Annotated in this window: 25 protein-coding genes; 10 read left to right on the forward strand and 15 right to left on the reverse strand. The window is 54.3% G+C overall.

Annotated features, from left to right (window positions below):
* The first annotated feature begins 7 nt into the window (after positions 1 to 7).
* From AC0LWM_RS16135 to AC0LWM_RS16150, 4 genes are all read left to right on the forward strand, one after another.
* The gene (locus AC0LWM_RS16135) at positions 8 to 781 is read left to right on the forward strand and encodes a threonine/serine exporter family protein (RefSeq protein ID WP_474675991.1); all 774 of its coding nucleotides are present in this window, start codon (positions 8 to 10) and stop codon (positions 779 to 781) included.
* A gap of 21 nt (positions 782 to 802) precedes the next feature.
* Positions 803 to 1231 carry a threonine/serine exporter family protein gene (locus tag AC0LWM_RS16140; RefSeq protein ID WP_474675992.1) on the forward strand — a complete coding sequence of 143 codons (429 nt, stop codon included), beginning with the start codon at positions 803 to 805 and terminating at the stop codon, positions 1229 to 1231.
* A 61-nt stretch (positions 1232 to 1292) separates the two neighbouring features.
* A complete protein-coding gene (locus AC0LWM_RS16145; protein WP_474675993.1) occupies positions 1293 to 1964 on the forward strand; it encodes a tetratricopeptide repeat protein in 672 nt (223 codons plus the stop codon).
* Positions 1965 to 1970: 6 nt separating this feature from the next.
* Positions 1971 to 2969 carry a phosphotransferase gene (locus AC0LWM_RS16150; RefSeq protein ID WP_474675994.1) on the forward strand — a complete coding sequence of 333 codons (999 nt, stop codon included), beginning with the start codon at positions 1971 to 1973 and terminating at the stop codon, positions 2967 to 2969.
* Positions 2970 to 3027: 58 nt separating this feature from the next.
* On the opposite strand, the gene AC0LWM_RS16155 is transcribed toward AC0LWM_RS16150, so the two are convergent.
* The 3 genes from AC0LWM_RS16155 to AC0LWM_RS16165 all read right to left on the reverse strand — a co-directional run bounded on the left by AC0LWM_RS16155 (position 3028) and on the right by AC0LWM_RS16165 (position 5786).
* Complete coding sequence (locus AC0LWM_RS16155; protein WP_474675995.1) at positions 3028 to 5052, reverse strand: serine hydrolase domain-containing protein; 2025 nt, start codon at positions 5050 to 5052, stop codon at positions 3028 to 3030.
* Positions 5053 to 5289: 237 nt separating this feature from the next.
* Positions 5290 to 5571, reverse strand: coding sequence for a transposase (locus AC0LWM_RS16160; protein WP_474675996.1), 282 nt, complete (start codon positions 5569 to 5571; stop codon positions 5290 to 5292).
* Positions 5572 to 5642: 71 nt separating this feature from the next.
* A complete protein-coding gene (locus tag AC0LWM_RS16165; RefSeq protein ID WP_474675997.1) occupies positions 5643 to 5786 on the reverse strand; it encodes a hypothetical protein in 144 nt (47 codons plus the stop codon).
* Between the two features lie 287 nt (positions 5787 to 6073).
* On the opposite strand from AC0LWM_RS16165, the gene AC0LWM_RS16170 reads away from it, so the two are divergent.
* The 3 genes from AC0LWM_RS16170 to floT all read left to right on the forward strand — a co-directional run bounded on the left by AC0LWM_RS16170 (position 6074) and on the right by floT (position 9617).
* A complete protein-coding gene (locus tag AC0LWM_RS16170) occupies positions 6074 to 7423 on the forward strand; it encodes a hypothetical protein (protein ID WP_474675998.1) in 1350 nt (449 codons plus the stop codon).
* A gap of 74 nt (positions 7424 to 7497) precedes the next feature.
* Positions 7498 to 8031 (forward strand): NfeD family membrane protein, encoded by a 534-nt coding sequence (locus AC0LWM_RS16175; protein ID WP_474675999.1) that lies wholly within the window; start codon positions 7498 to 7500, stop codon positions 8029 to 8031.
* 5 nt (positions 8032 to 8036) lie between these two features.
* A complete protein-coding gene (gene floT / locus AC0LWM_RS16180) occupies positions 8037 to 9617 on the forward strand; it encodes a flotillin lipid rafts scaffold protein FloT (protein ID WP_474676000.1) in 1581 nt (526 codons plus the stop codon).
* Positions 9618 to 9746: 129 nt separating this feature from the next.
* On the opposite strand, the gene AC0LWM_RS16185 is transcribed toward floT, so the two are convergent.
* The 5 genes from AC0LWM_RS16185 to AC0LWM_RS16205 all read right to left on the reverse strand — a co-directional run bounded on the left by AC0LWM_RS16185 (position 9747) and on the right by AC0LWM_RS16205 (position 13103).
* Positions 9747 to 10136, reverse strand: a complete 390-nt coding sequence (locus AC0LWM_RS16185; RefSeq protein WP_474676001.1) for a VOC family protein — start codon at positions 10134 to 10136, stop codon at positions 9747 to 9749.
* Positions 10137 to 10185: 49 nt separating this feature from the next.
* A complete protein-coding gene (locus AC0LWM_RS16190) occupies positions 10186 to 10536 on the reverse strand; it encodes a VOC family protein (protein ID WP_474676002.1) in 351 nt (116 codons plus the stop codon).
* A gap of 33 nt (positions 10537 to 10569) precedes the next feature.
* Positions 10570 to 11325 (reverse strand): VOC family protein, encoded by a 756-nt coding sequence (locus AC0LWM_RS16195; protein WP_474676003.1) that lies wholly within the window; start codon positions 11323 to 11325, stop codon positions 10570 to 10572.
* Between the two features lie 5 nt (positions 11326 to 11330).
* Positions 11331 to 12131, reverse strand: a complete 801-nt coding sequence (locus AC0LWM_RS16200) for a MerR family transcriptional regulator (protein WP_474676189.1) — start codon at positions 12129 to 12131, stop codon at positions 11331 to 11333.
* 84 nt (positions 12132 to 12215) lie between these two features.
* Positions 12216 to 13103 (reverse strand): AraC family transcriptional regulator, encoded by an 888-nt coding sequence (locus tag AC0LWM_RS16205; RefSeq protein WP_474676004.1) that lies wholly within the window; start codon positions 13101 to 13103, stop codon positions 12216 to 12218.
* A 131-nt stretch (positions 13104 to 13234) separates the two neighbouring features.
* On the opposite strand from AC0LWM_RS16205, the gene AC0LWM_RS16210 reads away from it, so the two are divergent.
* Positions 13235 to 14071, forward strand: coding sequence for a phytanoyl-CoA dioxygenase family protein (locus AC0LWM_RS16210; protein WP_474676005.1), 837 nt, complete (start codon positions 13235 to 13237; stop codon positions 14069 to 14071).
* 82 nt (positions 14072 to 14153) lie between these two features.
* Here the strand turns inward: AC0LWM_RS16210 and AC0LWM_RS16215 are convergent, their stop codons facing one another.
* On the reverse strand, positions 14154 to 14810 hold the full coding sequence (locus AC0LWM_RS16215) for a YetF domain-containing protein (protein ID WP_474676190.1): 657 nt from the start codon (positions 14808 to 14810) through the stop codon (positions 14154 to 14156).
* 180 nt (positions 14811 to 14990) lie between these two features.
* Here AC0LWM_RS16215 and AC0LWM_RS16220 point away from each other — a divergent pair, with 180 nt between their 5' ends.
* Together AC0LWM_RS16220 and AC0LWM_RS16225 are read left to right on the forward strand one after the other, a co-directional pair.
* On the forward strand, positions 14991 to 15497 hold the full coding sequence (locus tag AC0LWM_RS16220; protein WP_474676006.1) for a ferritin: 507 nt from the start codon (positions 14991 to 14993) through the stop codon (positions 15495 to 15497).
* 149 nt (positions 15498 to 15646) lie between these two features.
* On the forward strand, positions 15647 to 15853 hold the full coding sequence (locus AC0LWM_RS16225; protein WP_474676007.1) for a YwbE family protein: 207 nt from the start codon (positions 15647 to 15649) through the stop codon (positions 15851 to 15853).
* Between the two features lie 5 nt (positions 15854 to 15858).
* Here AC0LWM_RS16225 and AC0LWM_RS16230 read toward each other — a convergent pair whose 3' ends face one another.
* From AC0LWM_RS16230 to AC0LWM_RS16255, 6 genes are all read right to left on the reverse strand, one after another.
* Positions 15859 to 16461, reverse strand: a complete 603-nt coding sequence (locus AC0LWM_RS16230) for an undecaprenyl-diphosphatase (RefSeq protein WP_474676008.1) — start codon at positions 16459 to 16461, stop codon at positions 15859 to 15861.
* 462 nt (positions 16462 to 16923) lie between these two features.
* A complete protein-coding gene (locus AC0LWM_RS16235; RefSeq protein WP_474676009.1) occupies positions 16924 to 18537 on the reverse strand; it encodes a UDP-glucose--hexose-1-phosphate uridylyltransferase in 1614 nt (537 codons plus the stop codon).
* Positions 18538 to 18576: 39 nt separating this feature from the next.
* Positions 18577 to 19563, reverse strand: a complete 987-nt coding sequence (galE, locus tag AC0LWM_RS16240) for a UDP-glucose 4-epimerase GalE (protein WP_474676010.1) — start codon at positions 19561 to 19563, stop codon at positions 18577 to 18579.
* On the reverse strand, positions 19563 to 20741 hold the full coding sequence (locus AC0LWM_RS16245) for a galactokinase (protein WP_474676011.1): 1179 nt from the start codon (positions 20739 to 20741) through the stop codon (positions 19563 to 19565). Before AC0LWM_RS16245 ends, galE begins: the two co-directional genes overlap by 1 nt.
* Positions 20742 to 20936: 195 nt before the next feature.
* Positions 20937 to 22085, reverse strand: coding sequence for an ABC transporter permease (locus AC0LWM_RS16250; protein ID WP_474676012.1), 1149 nt, complete (start codon positions 22083 to 22085; stop codon positions 20937 to 20939).
* A gap of 58 nt (positions 22086 to 22143) precedes the next feature.
* Positions 22144 to 23073, reverse strand: coding sequence for an ABC transporter ATP-binding protein (locus tag AC0LWM_RS16255; RefSeq protein WP_474676013.1), 930 nt, complete (start codon positions 23071 to 23073; stop codon positions 22144 to 22146).
* Positions 23074 to 23137 lie beyond the last annotated feature (64 nt).

Here is a 23137-nt window from a genome sequence, read left to right on the forward strand (position 1 = left end):
AGCGGCGATGGACCAAGCGACGGATCAACCGGTTCATGATTACGATCAAATTGCGCAAATTTGTTTATTGGCGGGAAAAATCATGCTGCAAAGCGGCGGCGAAACGTACCGTGTCGAGGATACGATGATGCGCATAGCGGCCTCGTACGGCATTCGGGATTCCCATAGCTTCGTCATGCCGACGGGAATCCTTTTTGCGATGGACGCGCCGGCTTCGACAACCCGGTTAATCCGCATTTCGGAGCGGTCGACCGATTTGCAGAAGGTCACGCTCGTCAACGACATTTCACGGAAAATCAGCAGCGGGGAATTGTCGGCTGCCGAAGCGTACAAGCAGCTTCAAAGTATCGAATCCGCCAACCTGGCTTATCCGATTTGGGTCCAAATCCTGGCGGCGGCGGTCGCGAGCGGAAGTTTTTTGATCATGTTCCAGGGTACGTGGGGCGATGTGATCCCGGCCTTATTTGCGGGCGGATGCGGGTATACCTTTTTGATTTATGTTCAGCGTCTTATGCGGATCAAGTTTTTTGCCGAGTTTTTTGCTTCGCTGGTGATCGGAACGGTGTCGTTTTTGTTCGTGAAAACGGGACTCGGGCGCGATTTGGATAAAATTATAATCGGCTCCGTCATGCCTCTTGTACCGGGCTTGCTTATTACGAATGCGGTTCGGGATCTGATGGCCGGCCATCTCGTATCCGGCATATCGAAGGGGGCGGAAGCGTTTTTGACCGCCTTTGCGATAGGCGCAGGGATTGCCTTTGTCATTTCTTTTTACTTGTAAATGGGGCAAGGAGGACATGCTATGATCGTAGAACAGCTTGCAGTAAGCTTAATCGCCTGCGCCGCTTACGGCATTATGTTTAATGTGCCGAGGCGGACTTTCGTGCAAAGCGGTCTGGTCGGCATGCTCGGGTGGTTGGCGTACACGTTGCTGATGCTGGTTTCGGGGAACGCCGTAATTGCGACGTTGGTCGCCGCCGTGTTGGTCACGGTCGTCAGCCAAATTTTCGCGAAATTGTACCGGACGCCGATCATCGTCTTCAGCGTAGCGGGAATTATCCCGCTTGTGCCCGGGGGCATTGCATACGACGCGATGCGGAATGTGGTGGAAAACCGTTACGATGCGGCGGTGCAGCTCGGAGCCAAAGCTTTTATGATTTCCGGGGCGATTGCGATCGGGCTTGTTTTGTCGGAAATCATCAATCAGGCGATCCGAAAGTCCAATTTGTAGCGGTGGGCTCCTTTTTTTGGTAAAGTGGGTTTATACGAGATGTTGATCGTGGAGGGACGGCATGTTCAAGTTTTTTATTTTTATTTTGTTATGGCGCATTCTCGGCAATCCTTTTATTGCATTGCTCGTTCTGCTTGTCATTTTATATTTCATAGATCGAAGGTACGTTGGGCTGCTCCCGAATTTGTTTCGCCCGTTTCAAGTGGGGCGGCGCATCGCAAAGCTGAAGCAGCAACTTCAATTGAGTCCGCATGACACGTCCGCGAAGGTAGAGCTTGCTCATCTTCTGATCGAGAAAAAACGTTACGCCGAAGCGCTGCCGTATTTGGAGCAAGCGCTTCCCGTCATGGACGAATCGCCGGAGGTACTGTATGAAACCGGCTTGTGCCGGCTCAAGCTGGGCGATTTGCAGCAGGGGGAAGCTTTGATTCTGGACAGCTTAAAGCTGAACGAGAGGGTCCGTTACGGCGAGCCGTATTTGCGCCTGGCGGAAGCGCTGGCAAAAACCGATGTGGCGCGTGCGCTCGATTATCTCGAGAAGTTTCGTGCGATCCAGTCGTCCTCTTGCGAGGCCTATTATCGTCTAGGGCAGCTCTATGAACAGCTCGGGCGCGGTGCGGACGCAGCGCGTGCGTACCAGGAATGCGTCCAGGTGTACCGCATGCTGCCGAAGTACAAGCGGCGTTCGGAGTGGCGCTGGTGGCTGCTCTCGCTCATGAAGAAGCGAGGGTAAGGCCGCATGAATACGGAATTCGACGCTTCTTTTGTGCTGCCGGACGGCACCTTGGATGAACGGTTGTTATCGGACAGGGAGCCGCTGTACACGGGGATGAACGGAAAAACAGTGGAGCGCATCAAGCTGATATCGAAGGGCCCGGTGTGTTCTTATATATTCAAGCCGCTGACGAATGCGGAGACGTTGGGAAGAGAGCCTTGGCTTTACCGCCATCTGCTGCCGCGGCTCGCTCCCTCGATCCGTTATCCCGCACTGTTGGCTCATGCCCCGCACGAGGAGCCGGCCAGCTACTGGCAGTTATTCGAGGATGTAGGACGGCTCGAGCACGACGGCTCCGAGGAAGCGCTGCTTCAAGCGGCACGGGCCATTGCAGAATGGCACCGGCTTCCACTAGAAGCGGTTCCCGGGCATTATGCGGGACACAAGCCTTCAGTATCCGCCGTAGCGGACACTGTGCTGCGGCAAGAGGAACAGCTGCGCCGCGTTTTGTCCGGATGTGCGGAGGGTGGATGCGAGCGCGGATTTGAATCGTTTATGGCTGCGGTGCATGATCAGGGCAAACAGCTCATCGGGGAAATCGTCGTGTCGCACGGCGACTTTCATCAAGGCAATTACGCACTCGCGCCGGATACAGGCGAGCTCGTCGTGCTCGATTGGGAGCACGCCCATCGCAATTCGGCGTTTTGGGATTTGTATCATTTGATCGATATGACGCACCCATTGTACCGCAAGACGATGACGCCGGGCTCGCGGCGCCGGGCGATACTCGTTTACGTCAAGGCCCGCGAAGTGCACGGATGGAAAGGATACTCCGACGATTTCCTTAGGCGGTACCATTTGTTCGCCGCCGTCTTTTCGGCCTGGATGCTGCTCCTGATCGAAGGGGATATCGAACGGGGCGGCGTAGGCGGGTGGGATTTGAACCAACTGACGGCGCAGAAACAAGAAACGTGCGCTGCATATTGGGATAACGTCAACGATTATTTTGGGATGCGCCCATAAAGTAAGCCACAGTACTTCACAATGCGCTGCGGCTTTACTTCAATTCAGCTCAAGCCGCTTAACCGCCCAAAAGCAGGTTTTTGGAAAACAGGTTCAGCATGGCGGCCGCTTCCTGCCGAAGCATCGGCTGCTTGGACTTGTAATCGACCGATCCGCCTTCGCCCGGTTTGACTTCAGGGCCATACATCCCTTTGGCGACAACAAATTTGACGCCCTCGACGGCCCAAGCATCCGTTTCGCCGCCCAGCGATGCTTCGTGCGGCGGCAGGCCAACGAAATATTGGGCCACCCTCCATACGATCGTCGCCGCTTCTTGGCGGGAAATCGGTTTGTCCGGCTCAAACGCTTGCTCCGACGTACCCTTCACAATCCCGAGAGCAGCCGCGCTTTGAACGGCTGCGGCGTATGGACTGCCGGCCAGATCGGCGAATGCGCCCGGCTGCGCGGAAGGGGATATCCCCGTAGCGCGCATGATCCAAGCGATAAATTCCGCTCGCGTGATCGGCTGCCCGGGATGGAATAAGCCGTCCTCGGACTCGCCAATAAAGCCGAGTTGCAGCATGAGATAAATCGATTCGGCATAAGGGTTGTCTTGCTTGACATCGCGGAACGGTATCGGCTCCGGCAGCTTTTCCGCCCAGCTGTCCGGTTTGTTGTAGTACATAAAAGCGACGGTGCCGTCCGGGTTTTCCTTGAAGCCCGCTTGTTTCCCATCCTCGTCTTCGAACAGCAGCGGCTCGATCGGGCGAAGTTTATGATTGCCGAACAAATCATCGACAATCAGCTGGCCGTCCTTGGACGCCTTAACCTGGAACGTCCAAAGCGGTACGCGCAGATCCCTGTAAACCCCCGTGAAACGCGCCAGCTCCCGATCGGATAATTTGAAATCCGTTTTTGTTTCCGCCGGTTTCGGGTAATAATGATCCATGAAGGCTTGATACAACGCCTCGCGGAAATCGAAGCCGTCTCTATTGAAGACGATAAACCCGCCGACCTTCTTCTCCGGCATCAGCCACATCCACGAATGGAAGCCCGGCAAATCTCCTCCTTTGCCGATGACGAGCTGGCCGTTGTTATGGCTTTGGTAAAACGTCTCGAAGCCGTAGGCCCCGTCCGGCAGCTTCGGATGGATCCCATGCTGCAATTGGTGCATCGTTTTGGCGGTCTCTTCTTTCAGTATTCGCTCATTTCCGAACTTTCCGCCGTTCAGGTGCGCGATCATAAACTTCGCCATGTCGCCGCCGGTGGATAACATGCCCCCGCCCGGCGAAATTGTCGGTGCGGACCCGTATTGGTCGATCGGTTGTTTGATCGCATTATAAGGGACGGCCAGCCGATCGCGATTTTCAGGCGTAATTTGAAAATAAGTGCTGTTCATGCCAAGCGGCTTGAAAATATGATCTGCCACATACTGCTGGAAGGGCTGGCCGGAGACGTTCTGGACGATGTATCCTTGCAGGGAGAAGCCGTAGTTGTCGTATCGGTATGCTTCGCCCGGTTTGCGTACGACGGTCGGCGCGTACGATTTCACGAACCGATCCAGCGGATAATCGAAATCGGTCGGGATATTGTCGAGGAAAGCGGCTTCCGTATAATCGAACCCGGTTGTATGGGTCAGCAAATGCTTCATTGCGAGCGGTTGATCCGTTTTGTTCGTGATCCGCAAATCGCCCAAGTACGACTGAATGTCTTGGTCCAGGTCGATCTTGCCTTGTTCGGCAAGCTGCATGACTGCCGTCGCCGTAAACGATTTGGAAATGGACGCGATTCGAAATACGGTGGAGTCGGGATCAACCGGCGTTTTTTTCGCTATGTCGGCGTAGCCGTAACCTTTCTTGAGCAGCACTTGATCGTCTTTCACGACGACGAACGTTGCTCCGGTTAATTGATCTTTGATCTGAGGCTGGTTGAAAAATTGGTCGGCGAACGCTTCCACCTCTTTGGGATCGGTTGGTCCGGACGCGGACGTTTTGGCATCCGGGCTTGCGGCGTAAGTCATCGGCGCTGCGACAATCGAGGAAACAAGCAGCGCGCCGAGCAGCGCGCGAAACGTTTTTTTACGAGCTGGTGAACGGACTGGCATGAAGACTCTCCTTTCAATAATGACGTACACGACCATCATAATTGAAAAACAGTCATATGCCCCAGTGAGCCGGGTCATGCGCAAGGTCATGAAATTACATCTCGTGGTCATATTACCAGAGAATGCATTTCAACGCCGAACAGGACAAGCTGTGCATCTCTGGCACTAAGCTTGTCCCGTTTCCGTGCCGCACATGTCGTGTTGGCAGCGCGTGCTTGCTCCGACAATAAGCGCGGTTTATTTGTCTCCGCGGTCGATATGTTTGCGGGGGCTTTCCCCGCCGCCTCCGGCTTGGCCTTCGGCTTTTTCGTGGCGCAGCCGGATGTCCGTTTCGCCCATGTGGTGGTTGTCGTACGTGAAACGGACAAGCTCCCATGCGGTCGTCCCCAGCTGGGGATCGGCAGGGAACACTTGACCGCGCATCAGCTCTTCTTCCCGGCCCCAGTCGTTTTTGTATATTCCGTCGACATCGACGTTTTCGCCCGATATCGGAAGCATTCTGTCTTTGCCGTTGCTCAAGTTCATTCCTCCTCCACGTTTTGCGTCTGCAAAACGGCTTCGAAAGCTTCACGCTGCACGAACCCGTTTATTTATTGGCCGTGTTTAGGTACGGCAGCTCGGTCGGCGTCAGACTGCATGTCTCTTGCCGCCTCTTTGTTTCTTCCGGTACGGTCTGCCAGCGCTTGCGCGGCCCGCGCTTCTTCTTGCTGCTTGGATGGATTTTTTCCGACCATGGCGTGTTGCTCCCCCTTTCTCCGAAAATGGGATTGAGATTAGAACGCGTTTCTTAACGATAAAGAAAGCTTTAGTTCGCTGAAGCATTCAAGCGAAAGAGAACTTTCTTTACCAAGAATAAGCTTCCGCTATAACGCGTTCGCTCATCCTTGGAAGGACTTCGATAGAAGCTTTTCTTATGTTTTCCACGCCACCGTAAAAATATAATGAATTTTCCCATCAGACCATCTATTTGACGTATAATACCATATTATGGTCGTCTCAAGGGCAAAGGAGAGAAAGATGCTTGGAAAATAACAAAAGACGGGTCTTGTGGCTTGCGGCTTTGGCCGCAGTAGCGATCGGGGTAACAGTTTATGCCATGCTGCCTGCGGCAACGGATCAGCGGACAGATGGAAAACTCCTGGTCCACGAAACAACAAAACCTTCCATGCAACCGGACCATCCGCCGGATAAAGCAGCCGAACCAAATCCGGAGGATTCCTCGAATCCTTCGAGAAGCACATTGGAGCAAGAGTTAAAGCTTTCGCTTGCCGAATCGGAGCAAGATATGCAAATTGTGCATGATGGCGAGGCGGTGACCCAATCCGTCTTTCCGGCAGACAATAATTCGAATTTCATCGTACATGTCATTCGGCGGTCATTACGGTCAAACGAACCGGCACCATACCGGAAGGATGCGGTCGTTTTTAACCCGGAAACAAAAGAGCTGCGGCAATATTTGCTTGCAAGAGCGGATGTCCGAGACGATTACGATATCGATTCGATCGTTGGCGTGTTTGGCTATATCGATGACCGGCGATTGATTTATATCTCGGCACGCGGGAGCGAAGCGGATAACACCCTGAAGTACTCGATTCAAACGCTGGACGTAACCGACGGACAACAGGAGGTTTTGTTTGACGATATATTTCGCGGAGAACCGGCAGATCATTTGGCAAACTCCTGGCTGAACGAATCAAAAGACGTAATGATGCTTTTTATGTACAAAGGAAGTGCTTGGAAATTCGACTTAAAAAACCGAACATCCAAAAAGCTTGAGCGCCTGTTTCCAAACGATTGGCCATTTATTGACGTACATGTTTCTCCGAACGGCGAAATTGTTGAATACCGTGCCAATCTGTATGATCTGGACGGCATGCAGCTAAACCGGAAACCGATTCCGAACGGAAAACAATACGACTTTTATTATCCGCTGGAATGGAGTCCGGACAGCAAATATACCGCGCACGGTTATACGTTTGACGAAAGCGAAGACCATATCGTCAGCGCCAATGGCGGAGAATACGTCGAAATCGCGCCGCAAGGCTTTGATTTTTTCGATTCGCGAGGTAAGCTTCTTCACCGCGTCAAGGTAAAGCCTAAATCGAACCGACATATCGAAATCGTGCAGTGGCTGCCGGATGAAGCTCAAGTCGTACTGCGGGAGTACGAGCTGCACAAGCAGGTGGAAGCGGCGCCGGTCAAGCTGCACCCTTTGTATAAAAAGCTTAATCTGATTAACGGAGCTATTGAAGATACCGATTGGCGGGAGCCGGTGGCTGCACGGAGCGAACAGAGTGAACGAAACGATAGGCTGATTTTTCGGGATCGGTGGGAGATCGATAACGAGCTTCATTATATGCCGGTCCGTTAATTTTCTGTGAAACGATTAGCCGAAATTGGCGTATAAACTACTGAAGAGTTGAATTTTGGGACAGGAGGAGTATTATGGTCGGACTGTTCTGGTCGTGCCTCGCCATAGGCGGGTTGTATGCGTTAGTCAGCGTCGTATTCGGCGATTTGATCAGTCATGTGCTCGACGGTGTGCTAGACTTTTTGTCGCTGGACGTGCTGAAGCCGATGGTGCTGATGAGCGGAATAGCCGGATTCGGCGGCGCGGGCGTGCTGCTGACGGAATACGCTTCCATCGGACCGGCGCTTACGCTGCTGCTGTCGATCGTCATTGCTGTCTTCATTGCTGCGCTCATTTATTTCTTCTATGTTAAACCGATGGAAAACAGCGAAAATTCAACCGGGTTCTCGATTTACGAGCTAAGCGGAAAAATCGGAGAGGTGACGGTAGCCATTCCGTCAAGCGGGTATGGCGAGGTGCTGGTACGGGTCGGCGCGGGCAATACGAACCAAATCGCGGCCAGCTTCGAGCGTCAGTACATTGACACCGGTACCCGCGTTGTCGTCGTTGAAGTGAAGGACGACACTCTCTACGTTTCCGCTCTCGGCGATCCAATCAAAGGAGGATGAGCAGTATGTCAGAAATTCCGGATTTTTTACTCGTTCCACTGATTGTCGTTGGCGTCATTATCGTTCTTGGACTTGCGTTCTGGGCCCGTTACAAAACGGTGGGGCCTGACGCGGCAATGATCATTACGGGTTCGTTTCTTGGCGGCAAAAATATTTCGCGTGACGAATCCGGCCGCAAAATCAAAATCGTACGCGGCGGCGGGGCGTTCATTTGGCCGATTTTTCAGCGGGTGGAGCTCGTCTCCTTGCAGTCGCTGAAGCTGGATGTGTCAACGCCGGAAGTGTACACCGAGCAAGGGGTGCCGGTGCTCGCCGATGGGGTGGCGATCATCAAGGTCGGCAGCTCCGTCGAGGATGTCGCGACCGCGGCCGAGCAATTCATGGGCAAGCCGATCGAATCGCTCAAAGCGGAAGCGCAGGAAGTGCTTGAGGGCCACCTTCGGTCCATTCTAGGCTCGATGACGGTGGAGGAAGTGTACCGCAACCGCGATAAATTCGCGCAGGAAGTGCAAGGCGTGGCGGCGCGCGATTTGAAGAAAATGGGGCTGCAGATCGTCTCCTTCACGATCAAAGACGTCCGCGACAAGCACGGATATCTCGACGCGCTCGGTAAGCCGCGAATCGCCGCGGTGAAGCGGGACGCGGACATTGCCGAGGCGGAGGCGGTGCGGGACTCGCGGATCCAGAAGGCGCGCGCCGAAGAGGAAGGGCAGAAGGCGGAGCTGCTTCGCGACACGAACATCGCCGAAGCGGCGAAGGAGAAGGAGCTGAAGGTAGCGTCCTTCAAGCGGGAGCAGGATACCGCCAAAGCGGAAGCGGATCAGGCGTATCACATTCAAGAAGCTCGCGCGAAGCAAACGATGGTCGAGGAGCAGATGAAGGTGGAGCTCGTCCGCAAGGAACGCGAAATCGACCTGCAGGAGAAGGAAATCCAAGTTCGTCAGAAGCAATACGACGCGGAAGTGAAGAAGAAGGCCGACGCCGACCGTTATGCGGTCGAGCAGGCGGCGGAAGCGGACAAAGCGCGTAAAATGCGCGAAGCGGACGCACGGCAATACGCGATTGAGGCGGAGGCCAAAGCCGTGGCCGAGCAGAAGCGGCTCGAGGGCCAGGCGATCGCCGATGCCGAGCGGGCGCGCGGTACGGCGGAGGCGGAGGTCATCCGGCTGCGCGGCCTTGCCGAAGCGGAAGCGAAGGAGAAGCTCGCCGAGGCGTTCCAGAAGTTCGGCGAAGCGGCCGTGCTGGACATCATCGTCAAGATGTTGCCTGAGCTGGCTGGCAAAATCGCGGAGCCGCTCGCTTCGATCGACAAGCTGACCGTCGTCGATACGGGCAATGGCGAAGGCGCCGCCCGCGTCAGCAACTACGTGACGCAGCTCATGGCGACCGCGCCGGAAATGCTGAAGAGCGTATCCGGCATCGACGTAGAGGGCATCATCAAGGGGCTGACGCAGAAGGTGGGCGCAGCCGGATCGGATAGCCCGCGCGCAGCTGCCCGCAAGGCGCTGCCGGCCGAGGCGCCGCAAGCCCCTTCGCCGGCGTCGAAGCCGCAGCTGCCTCCAAGCGCGGAGGGCAGCGATATCTAGCGGAACAGATCGGCTGACGGCCGAGGCGCTACAAAGAAGGATCCAGCGACAGGAAGCGTTTCATGCTTGCTGCTCACCGGATCCTTTTTTTGGATTGGAGTGGGTTGGATGGGATAAGATATATAAACTCTAGTTCTTCTTGCCCGATCCAAAGCCGATGACGTACCCGTCCAGGTCGCGAACCGAAAATTCTTTCCAGGCTCCCCAATCGAATTCGGAAACAACAGGCTCATCGGCGATATGGGCTCCGCTTGCCTTAAATTCCGCATACAAAGCGTCAAGCTCTTGAAAATCCCGGACGTACGCGTATGTATTCCACGTTCCTTTGTTCGGTTTGACATCCTGCGGGTCGGCCGCCTGAATCAGCTTGAAGCCAAGCCCGAAGTTATCGCGGATCGCCCAGAAGTCATTGACCTCGCAGCCGAGTGCTTGCTCGTAATAAGCCTTTGACTTCTCCAGGTCGGAAACTAACAGCACCGTTAGCGAGTTTTCAATTTTAGCTTTAACTTGTTCTGTCATGGGATGTTCCTCCTCAATTTAAAGAAATATGATGCGGCTATGCGGATTTTTATTCCGGCTGCGTCACCATCAATAAATTGCCGCTTGGATCGTAAAACGTGAACTCCAGGCCGATTCCCGGGATATTCCTGGGTTGTTCCTCGATTAGAACCCCGTTGTCTTTCAACTGTCGATGCAGCTTCAAAGCATCCTCGACCGTGAAAGAAAGAACGGCGATTTCTTTCCCCTTCTCGTCTTTGTAGTTCCAGTTCTCGTTCGATTCCACGAAAAATATAGGTGCCCCATTAGGTACGATCATCACCCACTCATTCCAGGTTAGTCCTAAATTGCGTTCATACCAAATCTTCGATTCTTCGATATCGCGAGAGGGCATAAATACGACTTGGATTCCTTTGATCAACAAAATTCCGCCTTTCGCTCATAGATTTTACCTCTAGAACTGTGCAGTGTCCCCGAACTCCTTCACGCCTAATTCGTTCTCGTCCATATCGTAAAAAGCAAACGAGATCGCGCCTTCTCCCGTCTGAAGATCGCTGACTCTAACGCCTTTGCTGCGCAGAAACGCGTGATCCGCCGCCGCGTCGCTTGTGCGGAACTCGCATACCCGGTGAATGAGCCGGGATGCCGGCGATTCCACGAGCGAAAACGGCACGCCGCGGAAGCAGGCAAACCGAGCTTCGGGCAGCGATTCGGTGGGGTGCGTGAACGCATATTCGAGGTCCGCGCCCCATATGTCGCTATACCACGCGAGCGCACGGTCGTAATCCGCGACGCCGAGAAAGATGCCGTCGATGCGGAACAGATTGTTCGGCGTAACCCGGAATGCGGGTTCGCTGATGATGTTGAACGGGTTGCCATCGGGATCGTAGACGTCAAAATCGACGTAGTGGTGCCAATTTTCCGGCTCCTTCGCGCGAACGCCGCCGCGGACAAGACGTTCATGAAACGTGCGGGCATCGTGCGCTTTCATGTTGATCGGCACGGAGTCGTACCGGTTGAGCTGCTCCGACGCGACAAGCGTCAGCAGCGCCCCTTCTTCGAGCCGCAACGTGGCTCGCGCAGCGCCTTGGCTCACGACTTGCATGCCGAGATGGCTTGCATACCAGGAGGTCGAAGCCGAAATGTCGGTCACCGGGAAATAAAACTCGTGCAAAGCGTGGATTCGCAAATTAGCGGTTTTCGTCGACATGGAGCTCACTCTCCCTTGAATTCATAACGAACAACAGGAACCATCAGCACATAACGTTTGGCCATAAAAGCGGCATATTTGCGCAGCGGTGTCCCGACCGGACGAAAGCCGAACTGGCGGATCGCGGCGAAGATCGGCCGGCAAGGCAGCGGCATATCAGGATTGCACTCCATTGTCGCGAACAACGTCGACGGATGCGATTCAAGCCGCCACGCCGCGAGATGCACTTCCGATTGGCTCGCGATGCTGCTCGGAAGCGGTTTCGTCTCGTCAAGCACGAAGCCGATTTCGCTGCGGACGATACGGCCGTCGCCATCTTCGGGAAAGCGGACGTAAGCCGAGCGTTCCCCCGCCGTAAAGCCGCTCGTGGTCAAATCGGCATGCAGCCGATCCGCAGTACTCGCAAAGTCCAGGGGCATCTCCTCTTCAGGAAGCACGCGCCACGCCAATTGCTTCGGACGATCCCAATGAACGAGGTGAATCCGCTTCGTGTGCGGGTTCAGGCCGTTCAAGAACTGATTCGCGACCTGAATCGACAGCAGCTTGGCGGAAGCCTCCTCCCGCCAATGGGCGAGCAGCTCTTCCCTTTGCTCCGGGGATGCGGCCAAAAACTTCTGAATGCTTGCCATGCTGACATCGGCCTGACGCAAGCTGTGAATGAGCTGCGCCGTCTCCATCTGCTCGTCCGCATATTGGCGGTAGCCGTTGGCGAGCCGTACGGCCGGCACGAGAAGTCCGGTTTCTTCGTAATAACGAAGCGTCTTCGGCTTCATCCCGGTTCGCTCGCTGAATTGACCGATCGTCATCAAGTAGCGTGTGCTCCTTTCCGGCTGCTGATCGTGTATAGGTCTATTGTAAAGCTTCCAGTAACCGGAAGGTCAAGATGTTTTTTATAGCGGAGCAGCATGGCTTGCCCGGTAGCCGCCTGGCGTTTCGCCGACTCGGCTTTTGAACGTCTTGGCGAAATGGTGCACGTCTGCGAAGCCGCAATATGCGGCGATTTCCGCCAGCGTCAGCTCGGTCGTCGCAAGCATCGCTTTCGCATGTTGAACGCGCAGCTCCAGCAAATACCGGTGCGGCGGCATGCCGAATTGCCGCTTGAACACATCACGGAACCGCGACGGCGACAGGTTTGCGCGCTTGGCCATCGCATCGACGGAAAGCGGCTCGCCGAGCTGAAATGAAAAATAGGACGTAATCCAGTTGAATGACGGCATCGCCGCTTGCGTTTGCGGTGCTGCACGGCTGAAATCCTGCAGCAAGGACAGCATCAGCTGCGAAGCCAAAGTTTGCGCCTCCAGCTGCTTGAGCGGGTCGGCGCTTTGCCAGCACCGGACGAGTTCGAGCAGTTTGTCGCGGAACTCGATCGGGCGCTTCGGCATGAATTTTACGGGTACCGAAATGCCTTCCATGTCGTTCAGCCTAGGCTGCAAAAGATGTTTATACGGCGAAAGGTCGGTTTGGCCCGCCACGGTCATGAAGCTTTGCTCGCGGTTTGGGTTGTACCAGATGTCCAAATGGGCGTAAGGCGTTATCGTGTCGGTCAACCCCCGAAGCTCGTGCAGCGAATTCGGCTGAATGAGGCAAAAATCGCCGCTCGTGAACGTATGCTTCACGCCGTCCGCGCTAAATTCACATTCGCCCTCCTGAACGTAAATGAGCAAATAATCGAGCAGACGGCGGACAGGGACGTACCAAGGCTTGCGCACGGCGTAATCGCTATGGCGAATATACGGAACGAACGGATGCTGCCGCATCAGATCTTGGAGTGTAAGCAAAGCGATGCCCCCTTTTATAAAACTCGTTAAACAGTCGTTTTTGACAAAATGTGCAGTCGGCTTATACCAAGACATCCTTCGGTTTGCTCGTTATAATGGCAGCATAACATAAAGAGAAGGGACGATCCACGATGAGTCAATCCATTGATCGTGAACAACTGCCTGACCTGAATAACGAGCTCTTTTTGACAAAAGACCAAATCGATTCCTACGACCGTGACGGGCACACGATAGTCCGGGGTTTGACTACGGCGGAGGAAATGGCGGTTTACCGGCCGGTCATCCGCGATATTGTATTTGAGCTCAATCATCATACGAAACCGATTCATGAACGCGACACGTACGGCAAAGCGTTTATCCAAATCGGCAACCTGTGGCAAAAGCATGAGATTGCTCGCCGGTTCGTCCTGGCGAGGCGGTTCGCGAAAGTCGCGGCCGACTTGATGGGCGTAAAAGGCGTACGCATTTATCACGATCAGGCGCTCTTCAAGGAACCCGGCGGCGGGCATACGCCATGGCATCAGGATCAGAACTATTGGCCGCTCGCGACCAATAATACGATTACGATGTGGATGCCGCTTGTTCCGATTTCCGAGGCGGTCGGCTCGATGACATTCGTTTCCGGCGAGCATAAGCGGGGCTTCATTAACCGGCAGCTCATTTCGGACGAATCCCACCGGACGCTCGGGCAATATATCGAAGGCAAAAAGCTGCCGACGGTCAACTACGGCGCGATGGCGGCGGGCGACGCGACATTCCATGCCGGATGGACGCTGCACTCCGCCCCGGGCAACCCGACCGATACGATGCGCGAAGTGATGACGATCATTTATATGGCCGACGAAACGGTGATTGCCGAGCCGACCTTTAACGGCCAATATCACGAGATCGAAAACTGGATGCCGGGGCTGAAACCGGGCGATATCGCCGCTAGTCCGCTGAACCCTCTTGTATATTCCCGCGAATAAGACGTATACACAAAATGCCCTGTTCACGCGAAGGATGCGTGCAGGGCATTTTTTTAGAGTAGAATAGAACGCGCCGCAACAATCATTTCTGCTCCGATTGTGCGACATACACCGAACCGTCGTTTTGCAGCTCCGCGAAAAATACTTCCTTGAACGACTTGTATCCGAGCTTGCGAAGCTGGTCATGCAGCCAGCTTTCGGTTAGTCCAAGCTCCTTGATCGTGCTTGCGACGATCCGCCCGTCCACGATCAATTCGGTGGGCAAATACTTTCCTGTGTCCGGCCCCTTTTTCAAAACGCTGATTTGTCCGTTCGGCTCCAGAATCGCGTAGTGGACCTCCCGGATCGAGAAAATATCGCTATTTCGCAGCAGCATGAGCAAATCATCCATATTCAGCCGCAGCTTGCTTAATGTTTTACGCTGAATGACGCCTTTTTTAATGACGATGCTCGGCTCGCTATCCAGTAAGACACGCGCTTTGCCGGATTTCAGGCTGATGTATTCGACAATAAACGTGAGCGCACCCCATCCGGCGATTCCGCTGATCCCCCTGGTGGCTGCAATATCCGGATGAATGACAAATTCCGACGCCATGTTGCCCATAGCTATACCGGTAATATAGGTGAAAAACGTCATTTGGCCGAGCAGCTTCACGCCCAGCAGGCGGGCGATTACAAGTAAAGCGGCAAAACCGATCGATGCACGCCATAACGTTTCCCCAACGGCTCCCAAACTCATCACCGCCATAATAATCTTTTATTTATATATACTGGCCTATTCGTGGTATTCCAATCCACATGAGAGGGCGAATGCCCGATTTCGGGCGGGCTTGCACAAAATGTAGATTTTTTCAAGCCGAATCGGTTATACTTTGAATACGCACTCGTTTTGAAGAATAAGGTAAAGGAAGGTCGAACCATGTTAAGCGAAAACTTGCTGCAGGCGTTGAACAAACAACTGAACTTCGAATTTTACTCCGCACACGTGTACCTGGCGATGGGAGCTTATTGCTCCGAGCAAAGCTTAGACGGCTTCGCGAATTTCTTTATCGTACAAGCTGAGGAAGAACGTTTCCATGCGATGAAAATATTCCGTTTCATCAATGCGCTCGGCAAACGCGCCATTATTGAAGGCTTCGAGCACCCGAACAACGATTACAAGTCGGTATTGGACGCATTCGAGCATGCTTATGCGCATGAAAAAGAGGTTACCCGCCGGATCTATGATCTGTCCGACGTAGCCATGAACGAGCGCGAGCACGCAACGATCAACTTCTTGAAATGGTTCATCGACGAGCAGGTGGAAGAGGAAGCGATGTTCGACAGCATTATTCAAAAGCTGAAGCGGATCGACAAGGATAGCAACGCGTTTTTTATGCTCGATACGGAATTTGCGGCACGTTCGTTTACGCCGCCGGCTGAATAACGAAGCGAACGTGTCCTAACCGTTGCTAGCTTGGCGCGGATTTATTTTTGGCGATATATAGGTTTCAAGGAAAGGCTGTGGCTTGTGCCGCAGCCTTTTTGTTAGAAGGAATTGAGGATTTAGGATGAAGATAAGGAGCGGGAAGCATCATGAATGGACAAACACGCAAGGCGATTACGGCCGGCCTGGAGGTGGACATCGTGCTTAAGGCGGATCAGCGGACGGGGAAGCTGACCCGCGGAATCGTTAAAGACATTCTCACCAACTCGCCATCGCACCCGCACGGGATCAAAGTCCGGCTGACGGACGGCCAAGTGGGCCGCGTAAAGCATATTGTCGGATCGCATTTTCAATAATTGAACTAAAAGTTATGCGAACGTTTCTTATTTTGCATAGGCCAAATGCGCTGCTCGATTTTTTCGTATTGCGCAAGCAAGGATCGAACGAAAGCGAGTTTAGGTAGGGTCAAATGCATGACGACAGCCGACAAAATGCCCAGCAGTGCGCCGACGGCAACGTCGATCGGGTAATGTACGCCAACCCAGATCCGGGAAATCGCGACACAACATGCAAGGGCGAGCCATAACCAGCCTTCCTTCATGCGGACGAGCAAGAAGGACATGCATATCGAAAAGAACAAAATCGTATGGTCGCTAGGAAACGAGTTATCGATGTCGTGTTCGATCAACTGACTGACATTCGGCAATACGGCGAACGGCTGCTGATGCTCGTATAGCATTCCGGCCGTTTTGCCGAGCAGTTCCGCAAAAATAAACGCGCATACGGCTTGAATGACCATCATGCGATTCGCGCGGGATCGGGTGAGCCAATATACTAGCAGGCCGGCGCCCAAAACGTACAAAGTATACTCCGCGATGCCGACGACAACGGGATTTAAGGCGTCGTATTGCTTGCCAAGGTCATTGATGAACCGGAAAATCTCCAGGTGAATCTGTTCGAGCATGAATAATTCCTCCTTGTTCTACTTCTTTTGACGAATACCTTCGGTGCATAGTTTTCGGATTATTAATATTTTGTAAAGAGCTGATCCTTTCCTTATTGTATCGAAGAGGGGTCGAGCCGGAAATCGATTAAGCTTTCAATTTGCGGGGCACTCTTGCATTTTTGTCACTTGACTTGTAAGGAACTGTCATCCGAGGCGGGGACATATCCGCCCGTCATAGTTTCTTTTCCGTTGGCGCATAACTAACAGAAGGCCATAGGAAAGGAGTGTTCCGCATGAACGATTCCATCAGACCGAACGGCTCGCAGAAAGCAGCGCCGCCGTCCGACGATCCGAAGAAGCAAGGAAGATCGGCAGCGAAGAAAAAGTCGAAGTAAACGTGAAAAAGCGGCCCCGAGGAGGCCGCTTTTTTGAAAGCTTTAAAAGTCCGTATAGTTTGCTGAGAGTTTAAGGCAGGGCCGTTTACTGCCCTTCGAAGCCGGCGTGCGCAAGGAAGCGGCGGAAGCCGTCGCGGCCTGCGGTGTCGAGTTTGTAGACACCTGCGTCGGTGAGCACGCGCGCGAATTTGACGCCGACCTCGCGGCGCAGCGTTTCCGCGGCCGTTTCGATGGTCAAGCCTGCACCATATGCGGCGAGCAGCTCGTCGATCCAGGCGGCATGCTTGTGCAGCGGATGAGCGGGATCGCCGGCGATTTGTTCCGCGGCAGCATTCGGACTCGTCGCAGCGGCACCGTCGGAGCCAGTCATTTCGCCTGCAAGAAGCCGGGCGATTTGCTCCAGTTCGTCCTTCAGCCGTCCCGGAAGCACGGCAAGCCCCATGACCTCGATCAAGCCGATATTTTCCTTCTTGATGTGGTGCAGCTCCTGATGCGGATGGAAAATGCCGTCCGGGTGCTCGGCGCTCGTCCGGTTGTTGCGCAGCACGAGATCCAGCTCGTATTCGCCGCGGCTGTTGCGGCGGGCAATCGGCGTGATCGTGTTATGCGGCACGCGGCTGTCGCCTTCCCCGCTGTACGCGGCGATGTCGCACGCGCCGTCGCTGTATTCGCGCCACAGCGCGAGCAGCTCGGCAGCGGCTTCAAGCAGCTCGGCTTTGTTCGTCGAAGCGAGCCGGATGACGGACATCGGCCATTTCACGATCGCCGCTTGCACGCCCGCATAACGCGGATGCATGAACGTCGCTTCGGCGCCCGCTTTTTCCATCGGGAATACGTGCCGTCCGCCTTGGAAATGGTCGTGGTTCAGAATCGAGCCGCCGACGATCGGCAGGTCCGCGTTCGAGCCGATGAAATAATGCGGGATTTGATCGATGAAGTCGAGCAGCCGCTCGAACGTGAGCGCCGACATTTTCATCGGAATATGCTGCTCGTGGAAAACGATGCAATGCTCGTTATAATACACATAAGGCGAATATTGCAAATACCACGGCTCTCCCCGCAGGTCGAGCGGAATGACGCGGTGATTTTGCCGCGCCGGATGGTCAAGCCGCCCCGCGTAGCCGACGTTGTCCAAGCAGAGCAGACATTTCGGGTAATTCGCTTTTGTTTGCGGCATCGTTTTGAGCAGGGCGATTTCCTTCGGATCCTTCTCCGGCTTGGACAGGTTGATCGTAATCTCCAGCTCCCCGAAGTCGGTAGGCGCCAGCCAATACTGGTTCTTGTTGATGCGATCCATGCGAATGTAGTTCGAAGCGATCGACAGCTTGTAGAAGTCGTTCGTCGCTTCGCGCACCGACTTGACGTGGCACGTCTGACGGAACTTGCGCACGACCTCCGATTGCTGCGGCATGAGCAGCCCCATAATCCTCGCATCAAGCAAATCCCGCGTCGTTACCGTATCGTCCTGCAGCAGGCCGGTTGAAACGGCGTAATCGAGCAGGCGGTTCAAAATATCGTTCGGATCTTTCAAAATTTCGGATTCCAGCTCGCCGCCATAAGGCTCGTTCAAGCCGAACAGGTCAAGCAGGGCGTTCCGGGTCGGAATCAGATCCAGCTTGTCGAGCAGTTTGTGATACATTGCGTATTTCAGCAAGCGTTCGATTTGTTGTGCCGCTTCGGCTTGCGTTATCGTCGTCATGGGTTCGGAACGGCTCCTTCCGTGATGTTGTTGTCGCTTTTATTCCCCGTATCCGTTCGGATGGTTCTTGTGCCAGTTCCAGGCGCTTGCGATAATCGCTTCAAGATTGTCGCGTTTCGGATTCCAGCCGAGCTCGGCTTTGATTTTATCGCTGGAAGCGATGAGTACGGCCGGGTCGCCGGCACGGCGCGCTTGCACGACAGCCGGGATCGGATGCCCGGTTACTTTGCGCGCCACCTCAAGCAGCTCCTTCACCGAAAAACCGGTGCCGCTGCCGAGGTTGTACACGCTGCTGTCGCCGCCGTTCCGCAGCTTATCCACGGCCAGAATATGCGCGTCCGCCAAATCGCTGACGTGCAAGTAATCACGGATGCAGGTGCCGTCCGCCGTCGGGTAATCGTCGCCGAAGATGGACAGCTGCTCGCGTTTGCCGAGCGCCACTTGAAGCGTAACCGGGACGAGGTGCGTTTCCGGATCGTGGTCCTCGCCGATCTGTCCGCTAGCATGCGCGCCCGCTGCGTTGAAATAACGAAGCGATACATATTTAATGCCGTTCGCGACGTCGAACCATTTCATCATTTTTTCCATCGCCAGCTTCGTTTCGCCATAAGCGTTCGTCGGCAACGTCCGGTCGGATTCGAGGATCGGCACTTGCTCCGGTTCGCCGTAGGTGGCAGCGGTGGAGGAGAAAACAATGCGCTTCACGCCGTATTCGTTCATTTTTTCAAGAAGGCACAATGTGCCGTAAACGTTGTTGTCGTAATATTTGGCAGGGTTTTGCATGCTTTCGCCGACAAGGGAGTTGGCCGCAAAATGGATGACGGCATCGATGTCATGAGCGCGGAATACGCCGTCCATAAAGTCCTTGTCGCGAATGTCGCCGACATACAGCTTGCCGCCAAGCACCGCTTGCCGGTGGCCTTGGTACAGGTTGTCGACAACGACGACGTCTTCGCCGCGGTCGAGCAGCTCCGCTACGGTGTGGGAACCGATATATCCGGCACCGCCGGTTACGAGAATCGCCATTACAAATCACCCTCCAGTTCTTTGACGCCGTCGCCGATGTCGCAAACGTAGAAATCGGCTTTCAGGCCGGTTTTTTCAGCATATACGCTTCCTACGGATTCAATAAATTCCGCAACGTTGTTCTCATGAACGAGCGATACGGTACAGCCGCCGAAGCCGGCGCCGGTCATGCGCGAACCGAGAACGCCCGGCACTTGCAGCGCCGCGTCGACCATCGTATCTAGCTCGTGACATGTTACTTCGTATAAATCCCGCAGCGACTCGTGGGAACCGACCATCAGCTTCCCGAATTCGGTCAAGCGGCCTTGCTTTAGCGCCTCGACCGATTTCAGCACTCGGTCGATTTCTTCCACGACGTGGCGGGCGCGTTTCCGGACGATCGGGTCCGGGATCAGGTCGGCGTTCGCTTCGAATTGCGCAAGCGTCAGCTGCCCCAGCAAGGTGATGTCCGGGAACTTCCCCTGAAGATCACGAACGGCTTGCTCGCATTGCGATCTGCGCTCGTTGTAGGCGGAATCGACCAATCCGCGGCGTTTGTTCGTGTTGCCGATGACGATTTTATATGAGCCGCTTTCGAACGGCACAAGCTCATATTCGAGCGTGTCGCACATGAGTAGAATCGCATGATCCTTCTTGCCGTTCGCCACGGCGAATTGGTCCATAATGCCGCAATTGACGCCGACAAATTTATTTTCCGCTTCTTGCGCCGTTAATGCAAGCTTGACCGTATCGACGGATTGTCCTTCCATCGTCAGGAAGCCGAAGCCGGTGACGACTTCGATCGAAGCCGACGAAGACAAACCTGCGCCGTTCGGAATTTCGCCGCTGAAAAGCACGTCGTAGCCGCCGAAGCTATACCCTTTTTGCTGCAAATGATAAATCATGCCCTTCGGGTAGTTCGCCCAATCGTCTTCCTTCGCATAAACGATCGAATCAACCGATACTTCCGCGCGTCCCGGGAAGTTCGTGGAAGCGAACCGGATCGTCCGGTCGTCGCGCTTACGCATCAGCAGCGTCGTCCCGAACGTCAGCGCGCCGGGAAATACGTAGCCGCCGTTGTAGTCGGTATGCTCGCCGATCAAGTTAACGCGGCCCGGAGCATGGAAGGCGCGAATCGGATTCGCGGAAACTCCGTACATTTCGATGAATTGGTCTTTCAGTTGCTGCAATTTGCTCATAAACGTTGTCCCCTTGTCCTCATGAATGAAGTAATCTTACCCTTATTATATAGGAAAGATGATTATTTTTGTATGTAATTTTGTAGTTTTATGATCGTTTTTTTACGAAATTGATCGTATGCGATGGCGGCGGATCTTCGCAATAAAAAATGGAACCGATCAACTGGCGAAAGTTGATGTCGGTTCCACTATAGGTTAGTTCGTTGCCGAAAGCATAAAGCGTTTGAATCGGGTCATCGCGATCAGGACGCCGGCGGCGCCGATGGCGAGCAATATGATAAGCGCCAGCCAAATGTCCGCAATGTGTTGGCCTCGCACAAGCACGTCTTGGAAAGCTTGCTGCGCCCAGTGCTGCGGGGTGAAGTTGCCGATAACTTGTGCGAACTTCGGCATGAAATCATAAGGGAACCATAAGCCGCCAAGCACGGCGCCGCCCATCGTCACGATTTGCGTCACGCCGACGCCTTGGTTTTCGCTGCGGGCCAGCATGGAGAGCGCCAGGCCGATCCCCGTTGCGCAAATGGACAAGCAGATAACGATCAGCGCGATGGCGAGCGGGTCGCCGAAGCTCATGTCATAGACGATGTTGCCGAACAGAAGCAAGACTGCGCATTGAATCAAAACGACGAGCAGGTTCGGTATCCACATCCCGATCAAATAATGGATCGGCTTCATCGCCGTGCTGCGAAGGCGGGCGACCATGCCCGATTCTTTGTCCTTGATGAACCGGCGGACCATCGTAATTAAGATGAAGAAGACGAACATGACGGTATAGCCGGGAACATATTGCGAAATGGCGTTGACACTGCTGCTGCTTTCTTTTTTATCCTGAATGTCGAACGGTGCGGCCAGCGTTGCTTTCACTTCTTTCTCCGACTTGCCCGAGGCTTGCAATACGTTCTGCAGCTTCACTTCGCGGTAGCCGTAAGCAACGTTCTGCAGTGCGGTAATGACCGGAGCGACGGCCGTGTCCGCTGCCGCATCGCGATAAAACTCCAGATCGGCCGGTTTCGTGCCGGCTTGCATCGTTTGGCCGAAGCCTTGCGGAATGACGAGCAGGGAGGTCGATTTGCCTTGCTTGATGTTTTCGATTTGGTCGGCGATCGGCGTTTCGGTATCCGTCACCAGATCAAAGCCTTTCATCGCCTTCAGGCCGCTAACGAACTGCTGCGAGCTCTCCGACTTGTCGGCGTCGTAATAGCGGATCGTGAGCGTGTCTTTCTGATTGCCGAAGATCGAAGCGAACATGACGATGAAAATTATCGGCAGGATGATGAGCCAGAAAAACGTGCCTTTCTCGCGAAGCAAAAGTTGAATTTCTTTACGAATCATATTGAATATCATCGGATATGAGCTCCTTTATAGTTATAAAATCGGGACCGGAACAATTAACGGGAAAACGCTAGTCGCGCAGCGATGTGCCGGTCAGTTTCAGAAACACGCTTTCGAGCGAAGGGCGCATAATTTCGAGCGCCTTGACGGCAACGCCTTGCTCCAGCATCGATTGGCTGATTGACTGCATCGCAGGCAGCAGCTTGTCGGTTTCGATAACCCAGCCGCGTCCTTGGGCGTACGTTTTGGTCGCTTGCGGCAGCTTCGGCGGTTCGGCCGATTTCTCCAGCTCAACGTATACCGCTTTAATCGCGTATTCGTCGATCAATTGGTCGAGGCTGCCCTGCACGATCACTTTGCCGTGGTCGATGATAGCGACGTCGTCGCAAAGCGTTTCGACCTCTTCCATATAGTGCGTCGAATAGATGATCGTGACGCCGTCTTTTTTCAATTTGCGGATCATTTCGAAAATATGGTTCCGTGACTGCGGGTCGATCCCGACCGTCGGTTCGTCGAGGATGACGATTTTCGGCTGGTGCAGCAGCGCGGCCGCGATATTAATCCGCCGTTTCATGCCGCCGGAAAACGTTTTGACGGCGTCCTTCGCCCGGTCGGCAAGGCCGACATCCTCCAGCACTTCGTCGATCCGCGTCTTCAGCTCGTTTCCTCTTACGCCGTACATTTCCCCGAAGAATACGAGGTTCTGGTAAGCGCTGAGCGTATCGTACAGCGTAATATCTTGCGGCACATAGCCGACTTCCCGGCGGATGGCGTCCGCTTGCTGGCGAATGTCTTTGCCGAGCAGCTTGGCGGTGCCGTTATCCTGCTCCAGAATACCGGTCAAAATTTTCATCGTGGTCGATTTGCCCGCGCCGTTCGGGCCGAGCAAGCCGAAGCAGGAGCCGGCTTTGACGGTTAACGTGACGTCCTGCAGAGCGGTTTTGCTGCCGTATTGCTTCGTTAAGGATTTGATTTCAAGTGCGGGTATTGCTGTATTCATCGTGAATCCTCCTCGTGGGAATTAAAGTATCGAATGGATTGCGTATCGCGTCGATCTGATTATC

The organism is Paenibacillus sp. sgz302148, from assembly GCF_056120465.1.